General features: G+C 68.1%; 18 protein-coding genes and 1 tRNA gene. 11 read left to right on the top strand and 8 right to left on the bottom strand.

The window, feature by feature from the left end; translation table 11 throughout:
* Positions 1-34 precede the first annotated feature (34 nt).
* From dapD to QQK43_RS01885, 7 genes are all read left to right on the top strand, one after another.
* Positions 35-868, top strand: a complete 834-nt coding sequence (gene dapD, locus QQK43_RS01915; RefSeq protein ID WP_284306422.1) for a 2,3,4,5-tetrahydropyridine-2,6-dicarboxylate N-succinyltransferase — start codon at positions 35-37, stop codon at positions 866-868.
* A 64-nt stretch (positions 869-932) separates the two neighbouring features.
* The gene (locus QQK43_RS01910) at positions 933-2,096 is read left to right on the top strand and encodes a PilT/PilU family type 4a pilus ATPase (protein ID WP_284306420.1); all 1,164 of its coding nucleotides are present in this window, start codon (positions 933-935) and stop codon (positions 2,094-2,096) included.
* Positions 2,096-3,265, top strand: a complete 1,170-nt coding sequence (gene dapE / locus QQK43_RS01905) for a succinyl-diaminopimelate desuccinylase (protein WP_284306419.1) — start codon at positions 2,096-2,098, stop codon at positions 3,263-3,265. Before QQK43_RS01910 ends, dapE begins: the two co-directional genes overlap by 1 nt.
* Before the next feature lie 17 nt (positions 3,266-3,282).
* Positions 3,283-4,164: a 50S ribosomal protein L3 N(5)-glutamine methyltransferase gene (gene prmB / locus QQK43_RS01900; RefSeq protein WP_234266503.1), complete on the top strand. Its 882-nt coding sequence runs from the start codon at positions 3,283-3,285 to the stop codon at positions 4,162-4,164.
* Complete coding sequence (locus QQK43_RS01895; protein WP_284306418.1) at positions 4,161-6,218, top strand: ABC-F family ATP-binding cassette domain-containing protein; 2,058 nt, start codon at positions 4,161-4,163, stop codon at positions 6,216-6,218. Before prmB ends, QQK43_RS01895 begins: the two co-directional genes overlap by 4 nt.
* A gap of 202 nt (positions 6,219-6,420) precedes the next feature.
* Positions 6,421-6,669: a GlsB/YeaQ/YmgE family stress response membrane protein gene (locus QQK43_RS01890; RefSeq protein ID WP_234266505.1), complete on the top strand. Its 249-nt coding sequence runs from the start codon at positions 6,421-6,423 to the stop codon at positions 6,667-6,669.
* A gap of 31 nt (positions 6,670-6,700) precedes the next feature.
* Positions 6,701-7,132, top strand: a complete 432-nt coding sequence (locus tag QQK43_RS01885; protein ID WP_284306417.1) for a thermonuclease family protein — start codon at positions 6,701-6,703, stop codon at positions 7,130-7,132.
* Positions 7,133-7,153: 21 nt separating this feature from the next.
* Here QQK43_RS01885 and QQK43_RS01880 read toward each other — a convergent pair whose 3' ends face one another.
* Positions 7,154-8,683: a lyase family protein gene (locus QQK43_RS01880; protein ID WP_370465202.1), complete on the bottom strand. Its 1,530-nt coding sequence runs from the start codon at positions 8,681-8,683 to the stop codon at positions 7,154-7,156.
* Between the two features lie 108 nt (positions 8,684-8,791).
* Between QQK43_RS01880 and QQK43_RS01875 the strand changes: the two genes are divergently transcribed.
* The 3 genes from QQK43_RS01875 to QQK43_RS01865 all read left to right on the top strand — a co-directional run bounded on the left by QQK43_RS01875 (position 8,792) and on the right by QQK43_RS01865 (position 10,861).
* The gene (locus tag QQK43_RS01875; RefSeq protein WP_284306415.1) at positions 8,792-9,694 is read left to right on the top strand and encodes a LysR family transcriptional regulator; all 903 of its coding nucleotides are present in this window, start codon (positions 8,792-8,794) and stop codon (positions 9,692-9,694) included.
* Complete coding sequence (locus tag QQK43_RS01870; protein WP_284306414.1) at positions 9,691-10,686, top strand: Bug family tripartite tricarboxylate transporter substrate binding protein; 996 nt, start codon at positions 9,691-9,693, stop codon at positions 10,684-10,686. The genes QQK43_RS01875 and QQK43_RS01870 overlap by 4 nt, the downstream gene beginning before the upstream one ends.
* A gap of 99 nt (positions 10,687-10,785) precedes the next feature.
* Positions 10,786-10,861: transfer RNA gene (locus tag QQK43_RS01865), tRNA-Lys, on the top strand.
* Positions 10,862-10,916: 55 nt separating this feature from the next.
* Here QQK43_RS01865 and QQK43_RS01860 read toward each other — a convergent pair.
* The 5 genes from QQK43_RS01860 to tolB form a co-directional block, all read right to left on the bottom strand.
* A complete protein-coding gene (locus QQK43_RS01860; RefSeq protein ID WP_284306413.1) occupies positions 10,917-11,690 on the bottom strand; it encodes a tRNA threonylcarbamoyladenosine dehydratase in 774 nt (257 codons plus the stop codon).
* A gap of 25 nt (positions 11,691-11,715) precedes the next feature.
* Positions 11,716-12,831: a YeeE/YedE family protein gene (locus QQK43_RS01855; RefSeq protein WP_284306412.1), complete on the bottom strand. Its 1,116-nt coding sequence runs from the start codon at positions 12,829-12,831 to the stop codon at positions 11,716-11,718.
* An 87-nt stretch (positions 12,832-12,918) separates the two neighbouring features.
* Positions 12,919-13,698 carry a tol-pal system protein YbgF gene (gene ybgF / locus QQK43_RS01850; protein ID WP_284306411.1) on the bottom strand — a complete coding sequence of 260 codons (780 nt, stop codon included), beginning with the start codon at positions 13,696-13,698 and terminating at the stop codon, positions 12,919-12,921.
* Between the two features lie 5 nt (positions 13,699-13,703).
* Positions 13,704-14,261, bottom strand: a complete 558-nt coding sequence (gene pal / locus QQK43_RS01845; protein ID WP_284306409.1) for a peptidoglycan-associated lipoprotein Pal — start codon at positions 14,259-14,261, stop codon at positions 13,704-13,706.
* 53 nt (positions 14,262-14,314) lie between these two features.
* The gene (tolB, locus tag QQK43_RS01840; protein WP_234266514.1) at positions 14,315-15,631 is read right to left on the bottom strand and encodes a Tol-Pal system beta propeller repeat protein TolB; all 1,317 of its coding nucleotides are present in this window, start codon (positions 15,629-15,631) and stop codon (positions 14,315-14,317) included.
* A gap of 176 nt (positions 15,632-15,807) precedes the next feature.
* On the opposite strand from tolB, the gene msbA reads away from it, so the two are divergent.
* Positions 15,808-17,598: a lipid A export permease/ATP-binding protein MsbA gene (gene msbA, locus QQK43_RS01835; RefSeq protein ID WP_284306408.1), complete on the top strand. Its 1,791-nt coding sequence runs from the start codon at positions 15,808-15,810 to the stop codon at positions 17,596-17,598.
* A gap of 91 nt (positions 17,599-17,689) precedes the next feature.
* Here the strand turns inward: msbA and QQK43_RS01830 are convergent, their stop codons facing one another.
* Together QQK43_RS01830 and rng are read right to left on the bottom strand one after the other, a co-directional pair.
* Complete coding sequence (locus tag QQK43_RS01830) at positions 17,690-18,766, bottom strand: outer membrane beta-barrel protein (protein WP_284306407.1); 1,077 nt, start codon at positions 18,764-18,766, stop codon at positions 17,690-17,692.
* Positions 18,767-18,999: 233 nt separating this feature from the next.
* Positions 19,000-20,541: a ribonuclease G gene (gene rng, locus QQK43_RS01825; protein WP_284306405.1), complete on the bottom strand. Its 1,542-nt coding sequence runs from the start codon at positions 20,539-20,541 to the stop codon at positions 19,000-19,002.
* Between the last annotated feature and the right edge of the window lie 4 nt (positions 20,542-20,545).

Here is a 20,545-nt window from a genome sequence, read left to right as displayed (position 1 = left end):
CCCCCTGACTTTCCGACTCTTCGAGCCAAGCGACATGACGCAACAACTGCAAACCCTGATCGACAACGCCTGGGACAACCGTGCCGAACTCAACCCCGCCTCCGCCCCCAAGGAGGTGCTGGACGCGGTCGAACACGTGATCGCCGAACTCGATACCGGCCGCCTGCGCGTGGCCACCCGCGAAGGCGTCGGCCAGTGGACGGTGCACCAGTGGATCAAGAAGGCGGTGCTGCTGTCGTTCCGCCTGAAGGACAACGCCGTCGTCAAGGCCGGTGGCCTGTCCTTCTTCGACAAGGTCGACACCAAATTCTCCGACCTGTCCGAAGCCGAGCTCAAGACCGCCGGCGTGCGCGTGGTGCCGCCCGCCGTGGCGCGCCGCGGCAGCTTCGTCGCCAAGGGCGCGATCCTGATGCCCAGCTACGTGAACATCGGCGCCTACGTGGACGAGGGCACCATGGTCGACACCTGGGCCACCGTGGGCTCCTGCGCGCAGGTCGGCAAGAACGTGCACCTCTCGGGCGGTGTGGGCCTGGGCGGCGTGCTCGAACCCCTGCAGGCCAACCCGACCATCATCGAAGACAACTGCTTCATCGGCGCCCGCTCCGAAGTGGTCGAGGGCGTGATCGTCGAAGAAAACTCCGTGCTGGGCATGGGCGTGTACATCGGCCAGAGCACCCCGATCTTCAACCGCGACACCGGCGAGATCAGCTACGGTCGCGTGCCCTCGGGCTCGGTGGTCATCAGCGGCAACCTGCCCAAGAAGACCAAGTCGGGCCAGGACTACAGCACCTACGCCGCCATCATCGTGAAGACGGTGGACGCGCAGACCCGTTCCAAGACGAGCCTGAACGACCTGCTGCGCGACTGAGCGCCGCACGCCCCTGGATCGGTTTGAACGGCCCCCTTGAATCCCTCTGACGGAAGGAACCGGTATGAGCGGTAGCGGAACGATGGAGCGCATCCTGCGCCTGATGGCCGAAAAGAAGGCCTCGGACGTGTACCTGTCGGCCCACGCGCCGGCCATGATCAAGATCAACGGCCAGACGATCCCGATCAACAGCCAGGTGCTGCCGCCCGAAGCCCCGCGCAACCTGCTGTCCGAGATCCTGCCGCCGACCCGCCTGGAAGAGCTGCAGGAAACGGGGGAACTCAACCTGGGTGTGCCGATCGAGGGCATCGGCAACTTCCGCGTCAGCGCCATGCGCCAGCGCGGTACCTACGCGGTGGTGATCCGGTATGTGCCGGAAGACGTGCCGGCGCTGGACTCGCTGAACGTGGCGCCGATCCTGTCCGATCTGGTGCTCGAAAAACGCGGCCTGATCATCATGGTCGGCGCCACCGGGGCCGGCAAGACCACCACGCTGGCGGCCATGGTGGACCACCGCAACGCCCAGAACACCGGCCACATCCTGACGATCGAAGACCCGATCGAATACGTCTTCCGCAACAAGAAGTCGGTGATCAACCAGCGCGAGATCGGCTCCGACACCGCCTCGCTGCAAGTCGGCCTGAAGAATGCGCTGCGGCAGGCGCCCGACGTGATCCTGATCGGCGAAATCCGCGATCGCGAAACCATGTCGGCCGCCATCGCCTACGCGCACTCCGGCCACCTGTGCCTGGCCACGCTGCACGCCAACAACAGCTACCAGGCGCTCAACCGGATCCTGAGCTTCTACCCGGTGGAAGTGCGTCCCACCATGCTGGGCGACCTGGCCGCCGCCTTGCGCGCCATCGTCTCGCAGCGCCTGTTGCGCACCCACACCGGCGGCCGTGTGCCGGCCATGGAGGTGATGCTCAACACCGCACTGATCGCCGACCTGATCCAGAAGGCCGACTTCTCCGGCGTGCGCGAGGCGATGGAAAAATCGCTGGCCGAAGGCTCGCAGAGCTTTGAGCAGGATCTGGCGCGCCTCGTGGTCGACGGGCTGGTCTCGCGCAACGAGGCGCTGGCCCACGCCGACTCGCCCAACAACCTGCTGTGGCGCCTGCAGAACGACTTCAACGCCAGCAAGACCGCCCAGCAGGCCTTGCCGGTCGAAGACGACCCCAACGAGGCGCCCACCTTCACCGAGTTCACGCTCGACGTCAAATTCTGATGACCGCTACCCTGCGCCTGACCGAAGCCCTGATCTCGCGTCCCTCTGTCACCCCGCGGGACGAGGGCTGCCAGGCCCTGATTGCCGAACGGCTGCAGGCACTGGGCTTTGCCTGCGAAACCCTGGAAAGCGGCCCGGCCGACTTCCGCGTCACCAATCTCTGGGCCCGCCGTGGCAGTGGCCAGCACCCCACGCTGGTGTTCGCCGGTCACACCGATGTCGTCCCCACCGGCCCGCTGGACCTGTGGACAAGCGACCCCTTCGTGCCCGCGCACCGCGACGGCCGGCTCTACGGGCGCGGCGCCAGCGACATGAAGACCTCGCTGGCGGCCATGGTCGTGGCCTGCGAACAGTTCCTGGCCGCGCAGCCCGACGCGCCGATCGACATCGCCTTCCTGCTCACCAGTGACGAAGAAGGCCCGGCCGTGGACGGCACCGTGAAAGTCTGCGAATGGCTGCAGGCGCGCGGCGAGCGGCTGGACTGGTGCATCGTCGGCGAACCCACTTCGGTCGAGCGCACCGGCGACATGATCAAGAACGGCCGCCGCGGCACCATGAGCGGCAAGCTCACGGTCAAGGGCGTCCAGGGCCACATCGCCTACCCGCACCTGGCGAAGAACCCGATCCACCTGCTCGCGCCCGCGCTGGCCGAACTGGCCGCCACCACCTGGGACCAAGGCAACGCCTTCTTCCCGCCCACGAGTTGGCAGGTCAGCAACATCCACGGCGGTACCGGCGCCAGCAACGTGATTCCCGGCGCCGTGGTGCTGGACTTCAACTTCCGTTTCTGCACCGAGTCCACGCCCGAAGGCCTGCAGCAGCGCGTGGCCGGGCTGCTGGCGCGGTACGGCCTGCAAGCCGGCACCGACTACGACCTGGCCTGGACGGTGGGTGGCCTGCCCTTTCTCACCACGCCTGGCACGCTGGTCGACGCCGTGCGCAATGCCATTCGGCAAGAGACCGGCATCGAAACCGAGCTCTCCACCACCGGCGGCACCAGCGACGGCCGCTTCATCGCCCGCGTCTGCCCGCAGGTGATCGAACTCGGCCCGCCCAACGCCACCATCCACAAGGTGGACGAACACGTGGCGCTGGCCGACATCGAACCGCTCACCGCCATCTACCGCCGCACGCTGGAAAACCTGGCTGCCCCAGCCACTGGCCGCTGACACCCGGCCCCACCCACATGACCCTGCAGGACCTGCTGGCGGGCGCCACCGCCCGCCTCGACGCCGCCGCCCTGGCCTATGGCCACGGCACCACCAACGCCCACGATGAAGCCGCCTGGCTCGTGCTGTGGCAGCTCGGCCTGCCGCTGGACAGCGACCTCGGCACCCTGGCCACCCGCCCCGTGACCGAAGCCGAGGCGCAGGCGGCCAACGCCTTGATTCAACGCCGCATCGCCACCCGCCAGCCCGCGGCCTACCTCACCCGCGAAGCCTGGCTGCAAGGCGTGCCGTTCTACGTGGACGAGCGCAGCATCGTGCCGCGCAGCTTCATCGCCGAACTGATCGCCGACGGCGGCTTCGACGCCTGGCTCTCCGAAGACACGCGGCAGGTGCTCGACCTGTGCACCGGCAACGGCAGCCTGGCCGTGCTGGCCGCCATGGCCTGGCCCGACATCCAGGTCACCGGCGCCGACCTTTCCGCCGATGCACTGGCCGTGGCCCGCATCAATGTGGACAAACACGGTCTGCAGGAACGCATCACCCTGGTCGAGTCCGACGGCCTGGCCGCCTGCCCCGGTCCGTGGGACCTGATCCTCTGCAACCCGCCTTACGTGAACGCCGGCAGCATGGCCGCGCTGCCCCCCGAGTACCGGGCGGAGCCCGAACTGGCCCTGGCCGGCGGCGCCGATGGCATGGACTTCGTCCGCCGCCTGCTGCGCGACGCACCGGCCCGCATGACCGAAAACGCCGTGCTGGTGCTGGAAATCGGCAACGAGCGCGAACACTTCGAAGCCGCCTTCCCGCACCTGCTGCCCGACTGGCTGGAGACCAGCGCCGGCAGCGACCAGGTGCTGCTGCTCACCCGCGACATGCTGGCGCTGCCGGAGGACGCGGCATGATCAGTCTGCGCAACATCACCCTGCGCCGCGGCACCCGGGTGCTGCTCGACGGCGCGTCCTGCACCCTCAATCCGGGCGAAAAAATCGGTCTGGTGGGACGCAACGGTGCCGGCAAATCCAGCCTGTTCCGCCTGCTCGACGGCACGCTGCACGAGGACAAGGGCGATTTTTCCATTCCTCCGCAATGGCGCATGGCGCAGGTCGCGCAGGACATGCCCGAAACCGACATGCCGGCGACGCAGTTCGTCATCGAAGGCGACGTGACCCTGCTGGCTGCCCAGCAGGAGGTGACGGCGGCCGAGGCCAGCGATGACGGCGAACGCATGGCGCACGCCTACATGGCGCTGCACGACGCCGGCGCCCACGATGCACCGTCGCGCGCGCAGGCGCTGATCCTGGGCCTGGGCTTCCGCACCGACGAACTCGATCGGCCGGTCAACAGCTTCTCGGGCGGCTGGCGCATGCGCCTGCAACTGGCCCGTGCGCTGATGTGCCCGAGCGAGCTGCTGCTGCTCGACGAACCGACCAACCACCTGGACCTGGACGCCCTGGTCTGGCTGGAAGACTGGCTCAAGCGTTATCAGGGCACGCTGCTGGTGATCAGCCACGACCGCGAATTCCTGGATGCCGTGACCAACGTCACCGTGCACATCGAACGCGCCCAGCTGCACCGCTACGGCGGCAACTACAGCCGCTTCGAAGACATGCGCGCCGAGCAGATGGCCCTGCAGGCCTCGGCCTACACGCGCCAGCAGGAGAAGATGGCGCACCTGCAGAAGTTCATCGACCGCTTCAAGGCCAAGGCCAGCAAGGCCAAGCAGGCGCAGAGCCGGGTCAAGGCGCTCGAACGCATGGAAAAGATCGGGCCGGTGCTGGCCGAGGCCGAATTCACCTTTGAATTCGCCGAACCGCTGAACCTGCCCAACCCCATGCTGGCCCTGCACGAGGTCAGCTTCGGCTACCCGCCGCTGCAGGAAACGGGTGACCCGACGGTGATCGTGCGCGGCGTCAGCAAGTCGGTGCTGGCCGGACAGCGCATCGGCATCCTGGGCGCCAACGGCCAGGGCAAGTCCACGGTGGTCAAGACCATCGCGCGCGACCTGACGGCGATCAGCGGCGAGATCACCGAAGGCAAGGGCCTGAACATCGGCTATTTCGCGCAGCAGGAACTCGATGTGCTGCGCCCGGCCGATACGCCGCTGGAGCACATGATCCGCCTGGTCAAGGACTGCACGGCGCAGGGCCGTCTGGCCGGCCAGGCCACGCGCGAACAGGACCTGCGCAACTTCCTGGGCACCTTCAACTTCACCGGCGACCAGGTCAAGCAGGCCGTGGGCACCATGAGCGGCGGCGAAAAGGCGCGCCTGGTGCTGTGCATGATCGTCTGGCAGCGCCCCAATCTGCTGCTGCTCGACGAACCGACCAACCACCTGGATCTGGCCACGCGCGAAGCGCTGTCGGTGGCGCTCAACGAGTTCGAAGGCACGGTGATGCTGGTCAGCCACGACCGGGCCCTGCTGCGGGCGGTGTGCGACGAGTTCTGGCTGGTCTCGCGCGGCGGCATCGCGCCGTTCGACGGCGACCTCGACGATTACCAGCGCTACCTGCTCGACGTGGCACGGCAGGCGCGCGAGGCCCAGCGCGCGGCGGGCAAATCGGTGGCGGCCGCCGCGGCGACCGAGAGTGCAGCGACCGCCGAACCGCCTGCGCCGGTGGCCGCAGCACCCCGCCCCGATGATCCGGCGCCCCCCGCCAGCGCCCCGGCGCCGCGCAGCGGCGAACAGCGCCGGCTGGACGCCCAACGCCGCCAGCAAGTGACCGAGCGGCTGCGCCCGCTGCGCAAGGAACTGGAGCAGGTGGAAAAGCGCATGGCCGGCCTGGAAGCGGAAAAAACCGGGCTGGAAACCGCGCTCAGCGGCAACCTGCCGCCGGCCGAGATCGCCGAAGCCGGCCGGCGGCTGAAGGCCGTGGGCGACGCGCTGGAGACGGCCGAAGCCCGCTGGCTGGAGCTGAGCGAAGCCATCGAGGCGGCGTCGGCCGAAGCCACGGGCTGACTACGCGCCCCGCTGCAAACCAGGCTCGCGGCGCCCGCGCACCACACGCGTGTGACGCGCTGCGCGCCCGGTGCCACGACCTGCGTGCGGCTCACCCCGCTGTCACGCAGGGGCGGCACTTCGGCGCTACAGTGGCCCCAGCACAGCGCCCGGCCAACGGCGGCGCTGCCCTGGTTCATCGTCCCCTGAAAGGTCTTTCACCATGATGTCGATCATCGGCACCCTCCTCATCGGTCTCATCGCCGGCTTCGTCGCGCGCGCCATCAAACCCGGCAACGACAGCATGGGCTGGATCATGACCGCCCTGCTCGGGGTCGCCGGGTCCTTCGTGGCCAGCTACCTGGGTGCGGCCCTGGGTCTGTACGCCCCGGGCCAGGCGGCGGGGTTCATCGCTTCGGTGATCGGCGCGATCCTGCTGCTGGTGGTCTACGGCCTGATCAAGAAGAAGTGACCTGCCCCTCCTGGGCACGGTGGTGGCGGGCATGAGCACCGCCGTTCTGTTCTGTCTGGCCATCGCCGTGACGAGCGGTGATGCACTGTCCGTGCGCTGTGGTGAAGCCGCTGCCGCGCAGACGCTGACGGTGCGCGTGGCCGGCATTCAGGCACCGGACCCGACACACCCCCGCAGCGGGACCGCCCGGCTCGCACTGCGCCAACTGTGCGAGCGCCAGGCGGTCACCCTGCGGCCGCGTACGCCGCCGCGCGCTGGCGGCAGAGTTACCGCCGATGTCGAATGCCAGGGCCAGCGCGCCGCCGACGCCCAGGTTCGCGCGGGCCTGGCCTGGGCGCTCTCCCTGGGCGAAGGTGGCACGGCCGCCCTGCTGCAGGCCCAGCAGGAAGCCCGCATCGCACGCCGGGGAGTCTGGGCCGATGGCGATGCCGACGCCCGCACACCCCTGCCCCGACGCCCCTGAACGGGGAGATCGACAGCCCGCTCAGGGCTTGGGCAACAAGGCCTTGAAATCGGTATCGAGCTGGGCCAGCGCGCCTTGAATGCGCTGCTGGCGCTGCGCGATCCACGCCGATTGCGCCTGGATCTGCTGCTGGGCCAGCGACAGCATCCGCACCATCTCGGCCGGCTGCGGCCCACCTGCGGTGGCGCGCGCCCGCACGATGGCCACCGGATCCAGCGCGGCCTTGAATTCCGCCTCGCTCATCGGCAGCTCGGGGTTGCCACCGTCTTTGCTCAGGGTACGCGCGTAAATCTCGCGCGCCGTCGCATAAGGGAAGTTGGAGGGCCGCAGGTTGTTCTGGCGCGCGTGGTCGACCAGATCGGAGGCGAAGTGATGCCCCATGCGGAACGGCACCTGGTATTGGCGCATCAGCAGATCGGCCAGTTCCTGTGACGCGGTCCAGTCGCTGTCGAGCTCTTCCAGTGCCCGCTCCGGGCTGACCACCAGCGCACCCAGGATGCGCTGCCAGCCCTTGAGCATCGCCACCGTGCTGCGCACCAGGGCGCTGTTGTCCTGGACCTCCTTGGGGTCGGCCATGCCCGGGGTGATGTTGTGGGCGCGGATCACCGGCCCCAGGGCCACCGCGATCACGCCGGAAGCCTGGCGCCGCGTGCTGTTGAGCAGGCCGGGGTTGCGCTTTTGTGGCATGGCGCTGGACACGTAGGTGTTGCCGTCGCCCTCGGCCAGCAGCATCCAGGGGCGCGGCGCGGCGTACTGCACCATCACGTCTTCGATGAAGTGCCCGGCGTGCAGAGCAATGGCGGTCACCACCGCCCCCACTTCCACGGGGTGTTCCATGGACGAAATCTGCGAAGCGTCGTAGGCGTTGTCGACCGTACCGGCAAAGCCCAGGTAGTCGGCCATGCGGCGGCGGTTGAGCGGCCAGCTCGACCCGTTGAGCACCGTCGTGCCCATGGCCGAGCGGTCGATGCGGGCATAGGCCTCGCGCAAGCGCTGCGCGTCGCGCTCCAGACCGGCCGCATGGCCCAGCAGGTTGTGCCCCAGGCTGTTGGGCTGGGCGGCCACGCCGTTGGTGTAGTTGGGCACGATGGTCGCCTGGTGCTTGTCGGCCAGTTTCACCAGCGCTTCGGTGGTGCGGTTCAACTCCGTGGCCAGCACCAGCAGTTCGTCGCGCAGAATCGCGGCGCGGTAGGTGGCGTGCATGTCCTGGCTGGAGCGCCCGGCGTGCAGCCAGGTGACTTCAGGGCCGGCCGCCTTGATCAGCAACGGCTCGAAAGAAATCACGGTGCGCGGCCGGGCGCCGCCGGGCTGGCCGCCATCGGCCAGCACCTTGTCGATACCGGCGGCGAGGCGCGGCGCGAGCTGCCGATCAAGCAGGCCTTCGTCGGTATTGATTACCGCCGTGGCCTTGTTGATCGCTCCCAGCCAGAAAAATTCGTCGCGCGCCGGGGCTGCGGGCATCTGTGCCAACGCCCAGCCGGCCTGCGCCAGCAGCGCCGCCAGCAAACCGTACCGCCACCGGCTTGTGGGGGCGCAGGACCGTCGAATCATCGTTGCCATACCGTGTCTCCTTGTGTCGTGGAATGAGGCGTGCGACGATACGGCTGGCCAAAGGAGACGTCAAATATATGGAACTATGAAAGTCCATATCATATGAATATGGATATTCGCCACCTGCGCTACTTTCTCGCCGTGGCCGATGCCGGCTCCCTCACGCGCGCGGCCGAGGTTCTGGGCATTCAGCAGCCGCCGCTGAGCCAGCAGATCATGGCCCTGGAACACGAAGTGGGCGTACCGCTGCTGCGCCGCCACCCCAAGGGCGTGGCCCTCACGCCCGCCGGCCAGGTGCTGCGCACCGAAGCACAGCGCCTGGTGGCCGGCATGGGTGCCCTGCAGGAGCGCATGGCGCGCATCGCCGCCGGGCGCGAAGGCGTGCTCGACGTGGCCTTCACCAGCTCGGCCGCGGCCCATGCTTTCACCCCGCGCCTGCTGCGCGAATGTCGACAGCGCTTCGCGGGCATCGAGCTGCGCCTGAGCGAGCACAACGCCGAGGACATTCTGGATGCCCTGGTCGCCGGCCGCCTGCACGCCGGCCTGCTGCGGGTACCGGTGAACCACCCGCCCGGCATCGACATGCTCACCTTGCTGACCGAGCCGGCCATGCTCGCACTGCCCTGGGGCCATCCGCTGGTGCCCGACGGCCGGCCACGCCCCCTGGCACCGCAAGCCCTGCGCGACGACGGCTTCATCCTGGTCCGGCGCCCGGGGGCGCCGGGCCTCTACGCCAACTGGCTGCGGCTGTGCGAGCAGGCCGGTTTCCAGCCACGCATCGTCGCCGAGGTCGACCGCATGATGACCAACCTGAACCTCGTCGCTGCCGGTGCCGGCGTGTCGGTGGTGCCCGCGTCCATGAGCGGTGCCCACCCGGAGGCCATCGTCTACTGCCCCATTGCCGGCGGGCAGGCGCTGTCGGCGCCGCTGACCCTGGCCTGGCGCCGCAGCGACGCCGAAGGCCCGTTGGCGCACCTGATCGCGATGGCACGCGAGCTGGCACAACCGTGACCCATGCCGCCGCACCGAACCGCCGCCGCTGGCTGATCGAGGCCGGCGTGAGCGCCCTGGTCGCTCTGCCGGCGGCCCAGGCGGGAACCCCATGGCCGCAGCGCCCAGTGCAACTCGTGGTGGCCTACCCGCCGGGCGGGGTGAGCGACGAGGTGGCCCGCCTGTTGGCCGAGCGCCTGGCCGGGCGGCTGGGGGTGGCGGTCGTCGTGCGCCACCGGCCTGGAGCCAGCGGCACCCTGGCCTTCGAACACCTGAGTCGGGCACCTGCCGACGGGCACACCCTGCTCTGGTCGGCCATCACCCCGTTGACGGTGTTGCCGCTCATGATGCGCCTGGGCTTCGATCCGACACGCGACGTGGTGCCGGTGATGGCCGTGATGGCCACGCCCCTGCTGCTGCTGGCCACACCGGCACTGGCCGCCCACGACCTGCCCTCGGCCTTGCAGCAGGCCCGGCAGATACCCGGTGGGTTGCGCTGGGCCAGCTCCGGCCGCGGCACCACAGGTCATCTGGTGCTGGCCCATACCCGCCAAGCCAGCGGGGCGCCGATCGTGCACATCCCGTACAAGGGCGGGGGCCAGCAGATCAACGACGCACTGGGTGGGCAGTTTCACCTGCTCTCCAGCAACCTCGCTCCGCAGCAACTCGCGCACGTGCGCCAAGGCCGGCTGCGCGCCTTGGCCCTGGGTGCACCGGAACGCTCGTCCACCCTGCCCGGGGTGCCGACCCTGGCCGAACTGGGCTTGCCCCAGGCAAATCTGTGGTCCACCTTCGGTCTTTTTGCACCGGCGGGCACGCCTGCCGATCGGCTGAATGCGCTCAACCGTGCCGCGCAGGCGGTGCTGGGTGAACCCACTGTGCAGAGCCGCCTGCGCGCGATCGACAACCGTCCCCTGGGCGGCTCGGCGCAGGCGTTGGCGCTGCGCATTCAGCAGGAGCGGGTGGCCGCTGAAGCCCTGTGGGGCCTGGGCGGCCTGCACGAGACGGGCTGAGCAAAGGCATCGCCGTCGATGCCTCCGAAGATGGCCCGCGATTGCGCTATAATCGTGGGCTTCGCAGCACCTGACAGATTTTTTGTTAAGTCTGCATGGGGGACGTTAGCTCAGTTGGTAGAGCAGCGGACTTTTAATCCGTTGGTCGTGGGTTCGAATCCCTCACGTCCTACCAGAATCCCCAAAAAGGTCCACCGCCACACGGCTGTGGACCTTTTTTCTTGGGCCGTTCAGCCCCGCCCTTCGGCCAGGTGATTGAGCACCCAGCCCGCTGCGCACAGACCGAAGGTGGCGGTCACGCTCACCGCCGAGCCATAGCCATGGCAATTGAGCGCTGCACCCGGTGCGGCGGCGCCATCGACCAGACAGGCCGCGTCTGGTGGTGCCACGTTTTCGCGACTGAACACACAGGTCACGCCCATGCGCCCTTCGCGGGAGGCGCCGTGCGATCGCCGCAACTGGTAGCGCAGCTTGGCCAGCAAAGGATCGTGCGTGGTGCCGGCCAGATCGCCCACCTCCACCGCCTGCGGCAATCGCTTGCCACCGGCCGCGCCCACCGTGACCAAGGGCCTGGACTCACGCAGGGCCCAGGCGGCCATCGCGGTCTTGGCGCGCACCTGGTCGCAGGCATCGATGAGGGCGTCGGGTGGCGGCAACCCGGCCATCAGCGCGGGCCAGTTGTCCGCGGTCACAAAGTCGTCGACCACATCGACCACCGCATCCGGGTGGTAGAGCGCGATGCGTTCGCGCATGGCCTCGGCCTTGGCCTGGCCCAGCGTGGCTTCGCTGGCGTGGATCTGGCGGTTGATGTTCGACTCGGCGACGTGGTCCAGGTCGATCAGCGTGAGCCGCCGCACGCCGCTGCGCGCCAGCGCTTCGACCGCCCAGGAGCCGACACCACCGATGCCGACCACCGCCACGTGCGCGTCAAACAGGCGCTGCGCCCCGGCTGCGCCATAGAGACGGCGCAGGCCGCCGAAGCGGCGCTCGAATTCAGGTGCCATCGCGTAAACCGCCCACCGGCACGGCTCAGCCGCGCTCCAGCAACCACATCTGCAGGCGGAAGCCGCCCAGAGCACCGAGCACGATACCGGCCACGGCGATCATGCTGGTCAGACTCAGTGTCGACAGGCCCGACAGGCCCTGCCCCACCGTGCAGCCCATGGCGGTCACGCCGCCCACGCCCATGCACAGCGCGCCCACGATGTGCAAGGCGGTGTCCTGGGTGTCCCGAAAACCTTCCCAGCGGAAGCTGCGCTCCCACAGGGCCTGGACGAAGGCGCCCACCACCACGCCGGCCACCGACACCACGCTGATGGTGAGCAGCTTGGAGGTGTCGCTGAAGTGGATGAGCCAGTCCAGCGCATAAGCCATGGGGGCGGTGAAGGTCAGCGCTTCCATGCGACCGGAATTGGTGGCCACGTAGACCGGGTCCAGGGTTTCCGGGTGCTCGGGCACAAAACCCAGGTGGCCGCTGATCCACCACATGGCCACGATCACCAGCCCGATGCCGGCGCCGGCCAGCCAGTGGTTGAACGAGGCGCGAAATTCTGCGTTCGCCAGCGCCCACAGCACCAGACCGCCACCGACGACCAGTCCCATGAGCAGGCCCAGCATGCTGGCGTCGCCACCAGCCCATGCCGACAGCGCAGCCGGCACGGCACTGCCTCCCGGGAGGTCGAAGGCCACCTGATCCACAGTGCGGACGCGCACCACCGCCAGAATGCCGCGCATGGTGGCAAACGCCGCAAACCCCATCACGAAGAACACCACCAGCGCCTTGAGGCTGCCGGTGCCGATGCGCACCAGGGTTTTGCTGCCGCAGCCCGAAGCCAGCACCATGCCGAAGCCGAACAGCGCACCGCCCACAAGGGCCGAGAGCCAGATGATGCGCCCCGGGGCGTAGATCGTCTGGGTCGGGTCGATCCAGCCCAGCCAGGTCATCAGCTGGAAGCCGATCATGGCCACGCCGACCGCCATGCCCCACATGCGCATGCGGACCCAGGAGCCCATGTTCACGACGTCGCTGATCGCGCCCATGGTGCAGAAATGGGTGCGCTGCGTGATGAAGCCAAAAACGGCAGAGGCCGCAAAAGCGGCCCAGAGCACGTGGGATTTGAGTTGTTGAAAGTCGGCCGGTTCCATGGGCCGCGATTGTAGAAGCGCGCGCGGGACTTTGGCGTCCGGCGCGGCAGAGTCCTCAGCGCACGACAGGGCGCGGCACAGGCGGGATCAGCGCAGGCGAGACAGGCGGTCGCGCGCCACGGCGGCGGCTTCGGACTGCGGGTAGCCCTTGATCAGGTCTTCCAGGGTCTTGCGGGCAGAGCGTGCGTCCTTGAGCTCGACCTGGCTGTTGGCGATGGCCAGCAGGGCCTCGGGGGCACGCGGGTGGTCGCGGTAGGTGTTCACCAGCCGGCGGTGCGTGCCCAGGGATTCGCGGTAGGCACGGTTCGCGTACTGGGCATTGCCCAGCCAGTACAGCACGGACGGCGTGTAGCCGCTGTCCGGATACCGGCGCAGGAAGGTCTCGAACCCGGCGGCGGCCCCGGCAAAGTCGGAGCGGCGCACAACGTCCATGACGGCGTCGTACTCACGCTTTTCGGCGGGCTGCACATCGAAGGTCAGACCGTCGACCGTCACCGGTACCGGCTCGAACTGGCGCAGGCGTTCGTCCACCGTGGCCTGGGCTGCCTGCTGGCCGCGCTGGAGATCGGCCACCTGGCGCAACAAGCTGTCGTTCTGCGCCTTCAACTGGGCCAGCTCGGCACGCAACTGCTCGATCTGGTTCATCAGCTCGTTGAGAGGCCGACGATCGCGCACCTCGTCACCGAGGCGCAACAGGGCCGCGTCGGTCGCAGCCTTGTTGGCATCGAACTTCTGGCGCAGTTCGATGATGGCCTTGCGCGCTTCGTTGTCGTCAAACAGGGCCTGGGCCGGCAGCGGCGCCAGCAGCGTGGCTGCCAAGCCGCCACCGAGCAGCAGTTCGCGGAGAGAGAGGGAACGCAACGGCATCAGGTTCAGCGATAGAGGATTTCAACGCGGCGGTTTTTTGCGTACGCGCTTTCGTCGCTGCCCATCTCGGCCGGCTTTTCCTCGCCGAAGCTCACGGCTTCCATCTGGGCATCGGGGACACCCTGGGCCGCGAGCGCACGGCGCACGGCCTCGGCGCGCTTCTGACCCAGCGCCAGGTTGTATTCGCGCCCGCCACGCTCGTCGGTATGGCCTTCAAGGCTGACGCGGCGGCTGGGGTTGGCCTTGAGGTAGCGCACATTGCTATCGATCACGGTGCGGCCATCGGCGCGCACGTCGAAGCTGTCGTAATCGAAGTACACCACGCGGGCCAGGCCGACGGGCTGCTGGCCGATACCGGCCGCGCCGTCCTGCGTCATGTCCACGCCCTGCACGGTGCGCGGATCGACACCGTTCTGCCCGGTCTGGGCACCGCCGGCATTGCGGTCTTCCACCGGCACGTCATCGAGCTTGACACTGGAGCCGCAGGCAGCCAGCGTGAGGCACAGCAGCAAGCCGCCGATGCGTTGGGACCAGGGAGAAATGCGGCGCCGGGTTGGAGACATGGTGGACCTTTCAGAGGAATCAGTGAGCAGACGGAGACGGTGGATAAATCGGATCAGGCCGCAAAAGGGCCCCAGTCGGGTTCGCGGATATCGCCCTGGCTGCTGGCGAGGCGGGTCTTGACGCGGCCGTCGACGGTGGTGGTCATGAGCGCATCGCGACCACCTTCGCGGGTGGCGTAGACGATCAGGCGGCTGTTGGGTGCGAAGCTCGGGCTTTCGTCGGCGCTGGTCTCGGTCAGTGCCGAGACCGATCCCGACGACAGATCCATCACGTGCAGGCGGAACGCCCCACCGATGCGCGAGATGAAAGCCAGCAGCCGGCCGTCCGGGCTGGGCGAGGGCGAAATGTTGTAGGTGCCCGAGGTGGTGATGCGCTGCGCGCCGCCGCCCTGTGCATCCATGCGGTAGATCTGCGGGCTGCCCGCCCGGTCGCTGACAAAGTAGATGCTGCGACCGTCGGCACTGAACACCGGCTCGGTGTCGATGCTGCCCGAATTGGTGAGCCGGCGCGGCGAGGAGCCGCCGGACGCCATGGCGTAAATCTGCGAATTGCCCGACAGCGACAGCGTGGCCACCAACTGGCGGCCGTCAGGCGACCACGAAGGCGCGCTGTTGGAGCCGCGGAAGTTGGCGAGCATGCGCCGCTGGCGCGAGAAGATGTCGTGCGAATAGATGACCGGTTTGCGCGACTCGAACGACACGTAGGCCACCTGCGAGCCGCCCGGCGCCCAACTCGGCGAGATGATGGGCTCGCTGCTGGTGAACGCGGCCGCGGAGCCTTCGCCATCGGCGTCGGCGATCATCAGGCGGTGCTGGCTGCCCTGCTTGGTGACGTAGGCGATGCGCGTGGAGAACACGCCCTTGTCGCCCGTCAGCCGCTCGTACAGGTAGTCGGCAATCTTGTGGGCCACGTTGCGCATACGGTTCTGCGGCTCCGTGAACTGCATGGCACCCAGTTCCTGACCCTTGACCGTGTCCCAGGCGCGGAAGCGCACGTCGAAACGGCCGTCGGCGAGGCGGCTGACGCTGCCTGTCAGCAAGGCATCGGCCGTCTTCTGCCGCCAGGCGTTGAAATCGGGCCGCGACATTTCGTCGTGCGCCACGGGCAGCGGCGCCACAAAACGGAACAGCCCGCTGCGTTCCAGATCGGCCCGCACGATGGCGGCGATGTCATCGGAGAGGATCCCGTTGTCGCGGAACGTGACGGCGGAAAAAGGAATCTGGGAAGCGCCTGCGCCAGAAACTTCGACCCGGAACTGGGCCAGCGCAGGCGGTGCGGAGAGCGCAAGCGCCGGCAGCGTGACGGCACAGCCCAGCAGGGCGCGGCGCGAAGGGGACAGAGGGGCAATGGGAGCGAAAGAATCCTGCATGGGCAGCGGTGTTCGAGAAGATCGTTGGGGACCGGAAAAATCGCGCTGACGCATGCCGTCGGATAATACCGGAAGCCCGGCGTCACGCCGTGACAATATGTGCGCTGCAGCATGCACAAACACCGCCTCTCCGCTGCAGAAACCGGTCCGGTTTCCCGGACCGCACACCCGCCGACATGACCGACAAGACTGCGCCCTCCCCCACGATTTTGCAGCGCCTCCGGCGATTCTGGCCTTACTTCCGCTCGGCCAAGGCAGGCATTGCATTGGCCTTGGCCGGCACCGTGCTCGGCGCCATCACGGAGCCGATGATTCCCGCCCTGCTGAAGACGCTGCTGGACCGTGGATTCAACGATGGAGCCATCGCACTGTGGATGGTTCCCGCCGCGCTCATCAGTTTGTTTGCCGTGCGGGGCCTGGCCGGTTTCATCGCCCAGTACGCGCTGTCCTACACCGCGAGCCTGGGCCTGCTCAACCTGCGCGAGGCGATGTTCTCGCGCATGAGCCGTGCCGACGCGAGCCTGTTCGCGCGCCAGAGCGCGAGCCGCCTGTCCAACACGCTGGTCTACGAGGTGCAGTCGGGCACGACCACGCTGGTCAACGCTCTGCTCACTTTCTCCAAGGACAGCCTGACACTGGTCGCGCTCATGGGCTACCTGCTCTACCTGAACTGGCGGCTCACCCTGATCGTGGTGCTGCTGTTCCCGGCACTGATCTTCGTCATGCGTGTGTTCTCGCGTCGCCTGTACCGCCTCACGCGCACCAGCCAGGAAGCCACCGACGAACTGGCCTATGTGGTCGAAGAGAACGTGATGGCGCACCGCGTCGTGCGCCTGCACGAGGCGCAGGCGCCTCAGCAACAGCGCTTCGGGCACCTGAGCCAGGCCCTGCGGCGCCTGGCGCTCAAAAGCACCGTCGCGCAGGCGGCCATGACGCCGCTCACCCAGGTGCTGGCGGCCGTCGCTTTGTCCGCTGTGATTTCGGTGGCGCTCTGGCAAAGCCATGCCAACGGGGTCACCGTCGGCAACTTTGTGGCCTTCGTCACCGCCATGCTGATGCTGGTGGCGCCGGTGCGGCACCTGGCCGAAATCGCCGGCCCCATCACCCGCGGCCTGGCCGCCCTGGAACGGGGGCTGGAACTGATCGAACAGACCCCCGAACAGGCGGGCGGCGCGTACTGCCCCGACAAGGCCGTGCGGGGCGAACTCACGTTGGACGGTGTCTGGGTGCGCTACCCCGGCAAGGGCGACGGCGATGACGGGCGCGTGGCGTTGCGAGGGCTGAACCTGCACGTTGCGCCCGGCCAGGTGGTGGCGCTGGTCGGCCCGTCCGGCTCCGGCAAATCCACCCTGGCCAATCTGCTGCCGCGCTTCATCGCCCCGGAAAGCGGCGACATCCGCCTGGACGGGGTGCCGTTGCCCGACTGGCAGCTCGACTGCCTGCGGCGCCAGTTCGCCATGGTCAGCCAGGACGTGGTGATGTTCAACGACACGCTGGCCGCCAACGTCTCACTGGGGGCCAGTGAAGATACGCGCGACGAGGCCCGCATCCGGCAGGCCCTGGCCTCGGCCAACCTGCTCGATCTGGTCGAGCAACTGCCGCAGGGCATCCACACCAACGTGGGCCACAACGCGACCGAACTTTCCGGCGGCCAGCGCCAGCGCCTGGCCATCGCCCGCGCGATCTACAAGAACGCGCCGATCCTTATCCTCGACGAGGCCACCTCGGCGCTCGACAACGAGTCCGAACGGCTGGTGCAGGATGCCCTGACACGCCTGATGAAGGGCCGCACCACGCTCGTGATCGCCCACCGCCTGAGCACCATCGAGCACGCCGACCGTGTCGTGGTGCTGGCGGAAGGCCGGGTCATCGAACAAGGCACCCACGCCGAACTCCTGCAACAGCAAGGCCTGTACGCGCGCCTGCACGCGCAGGACTTCACGGCGGCCGGAACCGGGCATCCCTGAGCACCGGAGGCTGAGTGCCCGCTCACGCGGGCATGACAGTGACCAAAAAAAGGGCTCCCGAAGGAGCCCTGGTGCGACGGACGCGCGGGGATCAGAAGCTGTACTGCAGACCCAGACCGAAGTAGTCGATGTTGCCCCAGCGCGGGTTGGTGCTGCTGCCCTGGCGGCGGATGTGGTCGTAGTCGAAGCGCACGCCCAGGTTCTCGCTGAGCGAGTAGGTCAGGCCAGCACCCAGCAGGGCGCGGGTCTTGGACTCGTCGCCGCCAGTGAACAGGTCGTGCGTCACACGGGCGGCGCCCAGTTTGCCGAACAGGCGCAGCTTTTCGGTCACGTTGGTGCCCAGGGTCAGACGGGCGCCCAGCGCCTTGACGCCGATGTCATAGCCGGTGCCGTTGAAGGCGGTGTATTCGTGCTTCTTGCCACCCTGGTAGAACAGTTCGGCACCCAACAGGTCGTTGAACTGCAGGCCCACGCCCAGTTGGCCACCGCTCTGGCGATCGCTGTCACCCACGTTCGAAAGGCCCGCCGGTGCGCCGTAGTTGACGCTGTCGTTGACCGCCCCCAGCGTGCCGAACACGTAGGGGGTGATGCCCTTCTTGGCCACGGGAGCCGGGGCGGGAGCCGGCACCACCACGGGGGCCGGAGCAGGTGCGGGAGCGGCCACCACAGGGGCCGGAGCCGGCGCGGGGGCGGGCGCCACGGCCACCGGTGCCGGCGGCGGCACGGGCACGGCGCGCGGGAAGGCACCGGAGAAGCGGTTGTCGCACTGGGCCATGCTGGCGCGCACGGTCTTGCCGGTGGCGTCGGCATAGAGGTTCACCGCGCTGTCGGGCGAGAACGGCACGTACTTGCCCTGCAGGGCCTTGGAAACGCCATTGCGGCCGTTCTTGCGGCCGACGCCCAGGTCGCAAGCGCCCAGTTGGTAGGCCGGACCGAGGTCGGACAGCTTGCCTTTGCTCACACGTTTTTCGCCCTTTTGCAGCTTGGTCGGCATCTGGGTGACGGGCTGGTAGAAACGCGCGGTGCCGGCGATCACGGCGGCGTCGCATTCGGCGGCCGTGGCGTAACCGGTGTTGCCTTCCTTGTCCACGGTCGGGGCGGCGAAGGCGGTAGTGACCAGAAGGCTGCCGGTCAGCAGCGCCAGGGGGGTGAGCTTGATGTGATGCATTTCGATGTAATGAAGCAAGGGTTTCAAAAAAGGAACAGGGCAAAAAGCATTGTGTTCCCGCCCCCATCGATCTGCTGCATCGCAACAGGAAAATGCCCAATGCGACACGCCGATGTCGGCAATGTGCATCACCTGAGCAGGCACCGAAGGCGCTTTTCGTAACGGGCCGTAATCGGCGTAACGCCGCCTGTCCGGAGGCCCCGATGGGGTGCCCAATGAGCCGTCGGTAGCGCTTACAGCAGCACGATGTCGTACTGTTCCTGCGTCATCGCGGCCTCGCTTTGCAGCGAGATGGGTTTACCGATGAAATCCGAAAGACCGGCCAGGTGCTGGCTCTCTTCGTCCAGAAACAGCTCCACCACCTGTGGCGACGCCAGCACGCGGAATTCGCGCGGATTGAATGCCCGGGCCTCGCGCAGGATTTCGCGCAGGATGTCGTAGCACAGGCTGCGCGCGGTCTTGACCGTGCCGCGCCCGCCGCAGGCGGCACACGGTTCGCTGAGCATCTGGGCCAGCGACTCGCGCGTGCGCTTGCGCGTCATCTCCACCAGCCCCAACTGCGAGAAGCCGCCCACCATGGTCTTGACCCGGTCGCGCGCGAGCTGCTTGCGGAACTCGACCAGCACGGCCTCGCGATGCTCGTCGCGCACCATGTCGATGAAGTCGACGATGACAATGCCCCCCAGGTTGCGCAGCCGCAACTGGCGCGCGATCGCCTGCGCGGCTTCCAGGTTGGTGCGGAACACGGTGTCGTCGAAGTTGCGGGCCCCGACGAAGCCCCCGGTGTTCACGTCCACCGTGGTCAGCGCCTCGGTCTGGTCGATCACCAGATAGCCGCCCGACTTGAGATCGACCCGGCGGCTGAGCGCGCGCACGATCTCCTCGTCGATGCCGAACAGGTCGAAGATCGGCCGCTCGCCGCTGTAGTGCTGCAGGCGCGGCAGCGTGTCGGGCATGAACTCGCTGGCGAAACGCTGCAGCACGCCGAACTGTTCGCGCGAATCGATGCGGATCGCCTGCGTCTGCGCACCGACCAGGTCGCGCAGCACGCGCTGCATGAGGCTCAGGTCTTCGTACAACAGCGTGGCCGGTGGCTGCTGGGTGGCGGCCTCGCGGATGCGCTTCCAGGTCTTGCGCAGGTAGGCGATGTCGTCACGCAGTTCGTCGTCCGACGCGTCCTCGGCGTTGGTGCGCAAGATGAAGCCCCCTGCCGGGCTGCCATCGGACAGCGCGGTCAGCGCCTGCAGACGCTGGCGCAAGGCATCGCGCTGGGCAGTCGGGATTTTCTGGGACACGCCGATGTGGTTGTCCTGCGGCAGAAACACCAGCAGGCGCCCGGCGATGCTGATTTGCGCCGTCAGCCGCGCGCCCTTGGTGCCGATCGGGTCCTTGAGCACCTGCACCATCAGGGCCTGCCCCTCGAACACCTGGCGCTCGATAGGCAACACCGGGTCGGGGTGCAGCACCCGCTGGCCGGTGCGGGCCGCTGCGCCCGGTGCCGCCTCTGTGGCGGGCTTGTCACGGGGACCGGCGTGTTTGGCCGCGATGTTGGGCATGAGGTCGGCCACGTGCAGGAACGCTGCGCGGTCGAGCCCGATGTCGATGAACGCGGACTGCATGCCGGGCAGCACCCTGGAGACCTTGCCCAGGTAGATGTTGCCGACCAGGCCACGCTCCAGCGTGCGCTCCAGGTGCACCTCCTGCACCGCGCCCTGCTCCACCACGGCCACGCGCGTCTCCTGCGGAGACCAGTTGATGAGGATGTCCTGCGTCATGGCC

The organism is Hydrogenophaga electricum (genome assembly GCF_030160815.1).
GTDB lineage: Bacteria > Pseudomonadota > Gammaproteobacteria > Burkholderiales > Burkholderiaceae_C > Hydrogenophaga > Hydrogenophaga electricum.
Note: the sequence above shows the minus strand (reverse complement) of the source record. Positions and strands in the feature narration are given on the sequence as shown.

Coding starts and splice junctions, on each gene's coding strand:
- dapD (WP_284306422.1), top strand. CDS start 35: ATGACGCAACAACTGCAAACCCTGATCGACAACGCCTGGGACAACCGT.
- QQK43_RS01910 (WP_284306420.1), top strand. CDS start 933: ATGAGCGGTAGCGGAACGATGGAGCGCATCCTGCGCCTGATGGCCGAA.
- dapE (WP_284306419.1), top strand. CDS start 2,096: ATGACCGCTACCCTGCGCCTGACCGAAGCCCTGATCTCGCGTCCCTCT.
- prmB (WP_234266503.1), top strand. CDS start 3,283: ATGACCCTGCAGGACCTGCTGGCGGGCGCCACCGCCCGCCTCGACGCC.
- QQK43_RS01895 (WP_284306418.1), top strand. CDS start 4,161: ATGATCAGTCTGCGCAACATCACCCTGCGCCGCGGCACCCGGGTGCTG.
- QQK43_RS01890 (WP_234266505.1), top strand. CDS start 6,421: ATGATGTCGATCATCGGCACCCTCCTCATCGGTCTCATCGCCGGCTTC.
- QQK43_RS01885 (WP_284306417.1), top strand. CDS start 6,701: ATGAGCACCGCCGTTCTGTTCTGTCTGGCCATCGCCGTGACGAGCGGT.
- QQK43_RS01880 (WP_370465202.1), bottom strand. CDS start 8,683: ATGATTCGACGGTCCTGCGCCCCCACAAGCCGGTGGCGGTACGGTTTG.
- QQK43_RS01875 (WP_284306415.1), top strand. CDS start 8,792: ATGGATATTCGCCACCTGCGCTACTTTCTCGCCGTGGCCGATGCCGGC.
- QQK43_RS01860 (WP_284306413.1), bottom strand. CDS start 11,690: ATGGCACCTGAATTCGAGCGCCGCTTCGGCGGCCTGCGCCGTCTCTAT.
- QQK43_RS01855 (WP_284306412.1), bottom strand. CDS start 12,831: ATGGAACCGGCCGACTTTCAACAACTCAAATCCCACGTGCTCTGGGCC.
- ybgF (WP_284306411.1), bottom strand. CDS start 13,698: ATGCCGTTGCGTTCCCTCTCTCTCCGCGAACTGCTGCTCGGTGGCGGC.
- pal (WP_284306409.1), bottom strand. CDS start 14,261: ATGTCTCCAACCCGGCGCCGCATTTCTCCCTGGTCCCAACGCATCGGC.
- tolB (WP_234266514.1), bottom strand. CDS start 15,631: ATGCAGGATTCTTTCGCTCCCATTGCCCCTCTGTCCCCTTCGCGCCGC.
- msbA (WP_284306408.1), top strand. CDS start 15,808: ATGACCGACAAGACTGCGCCCTCCCCCACGATTTTGCAGCGCCTCCGG.
- QQK43_RS01830 (WP_284306407.1), bottom strand. CDS start 18,766: ATGCATCACATCAAGCTCACCCCCCTGGCGCTGCTGACCGGCAGCCTT.
- rng (WP_284306405.1), bottom strand. CDS start 20,541: ATGACGCAGGACATCCTCATCAACTGGTCTCCGCAGGAGACGCGCGTG.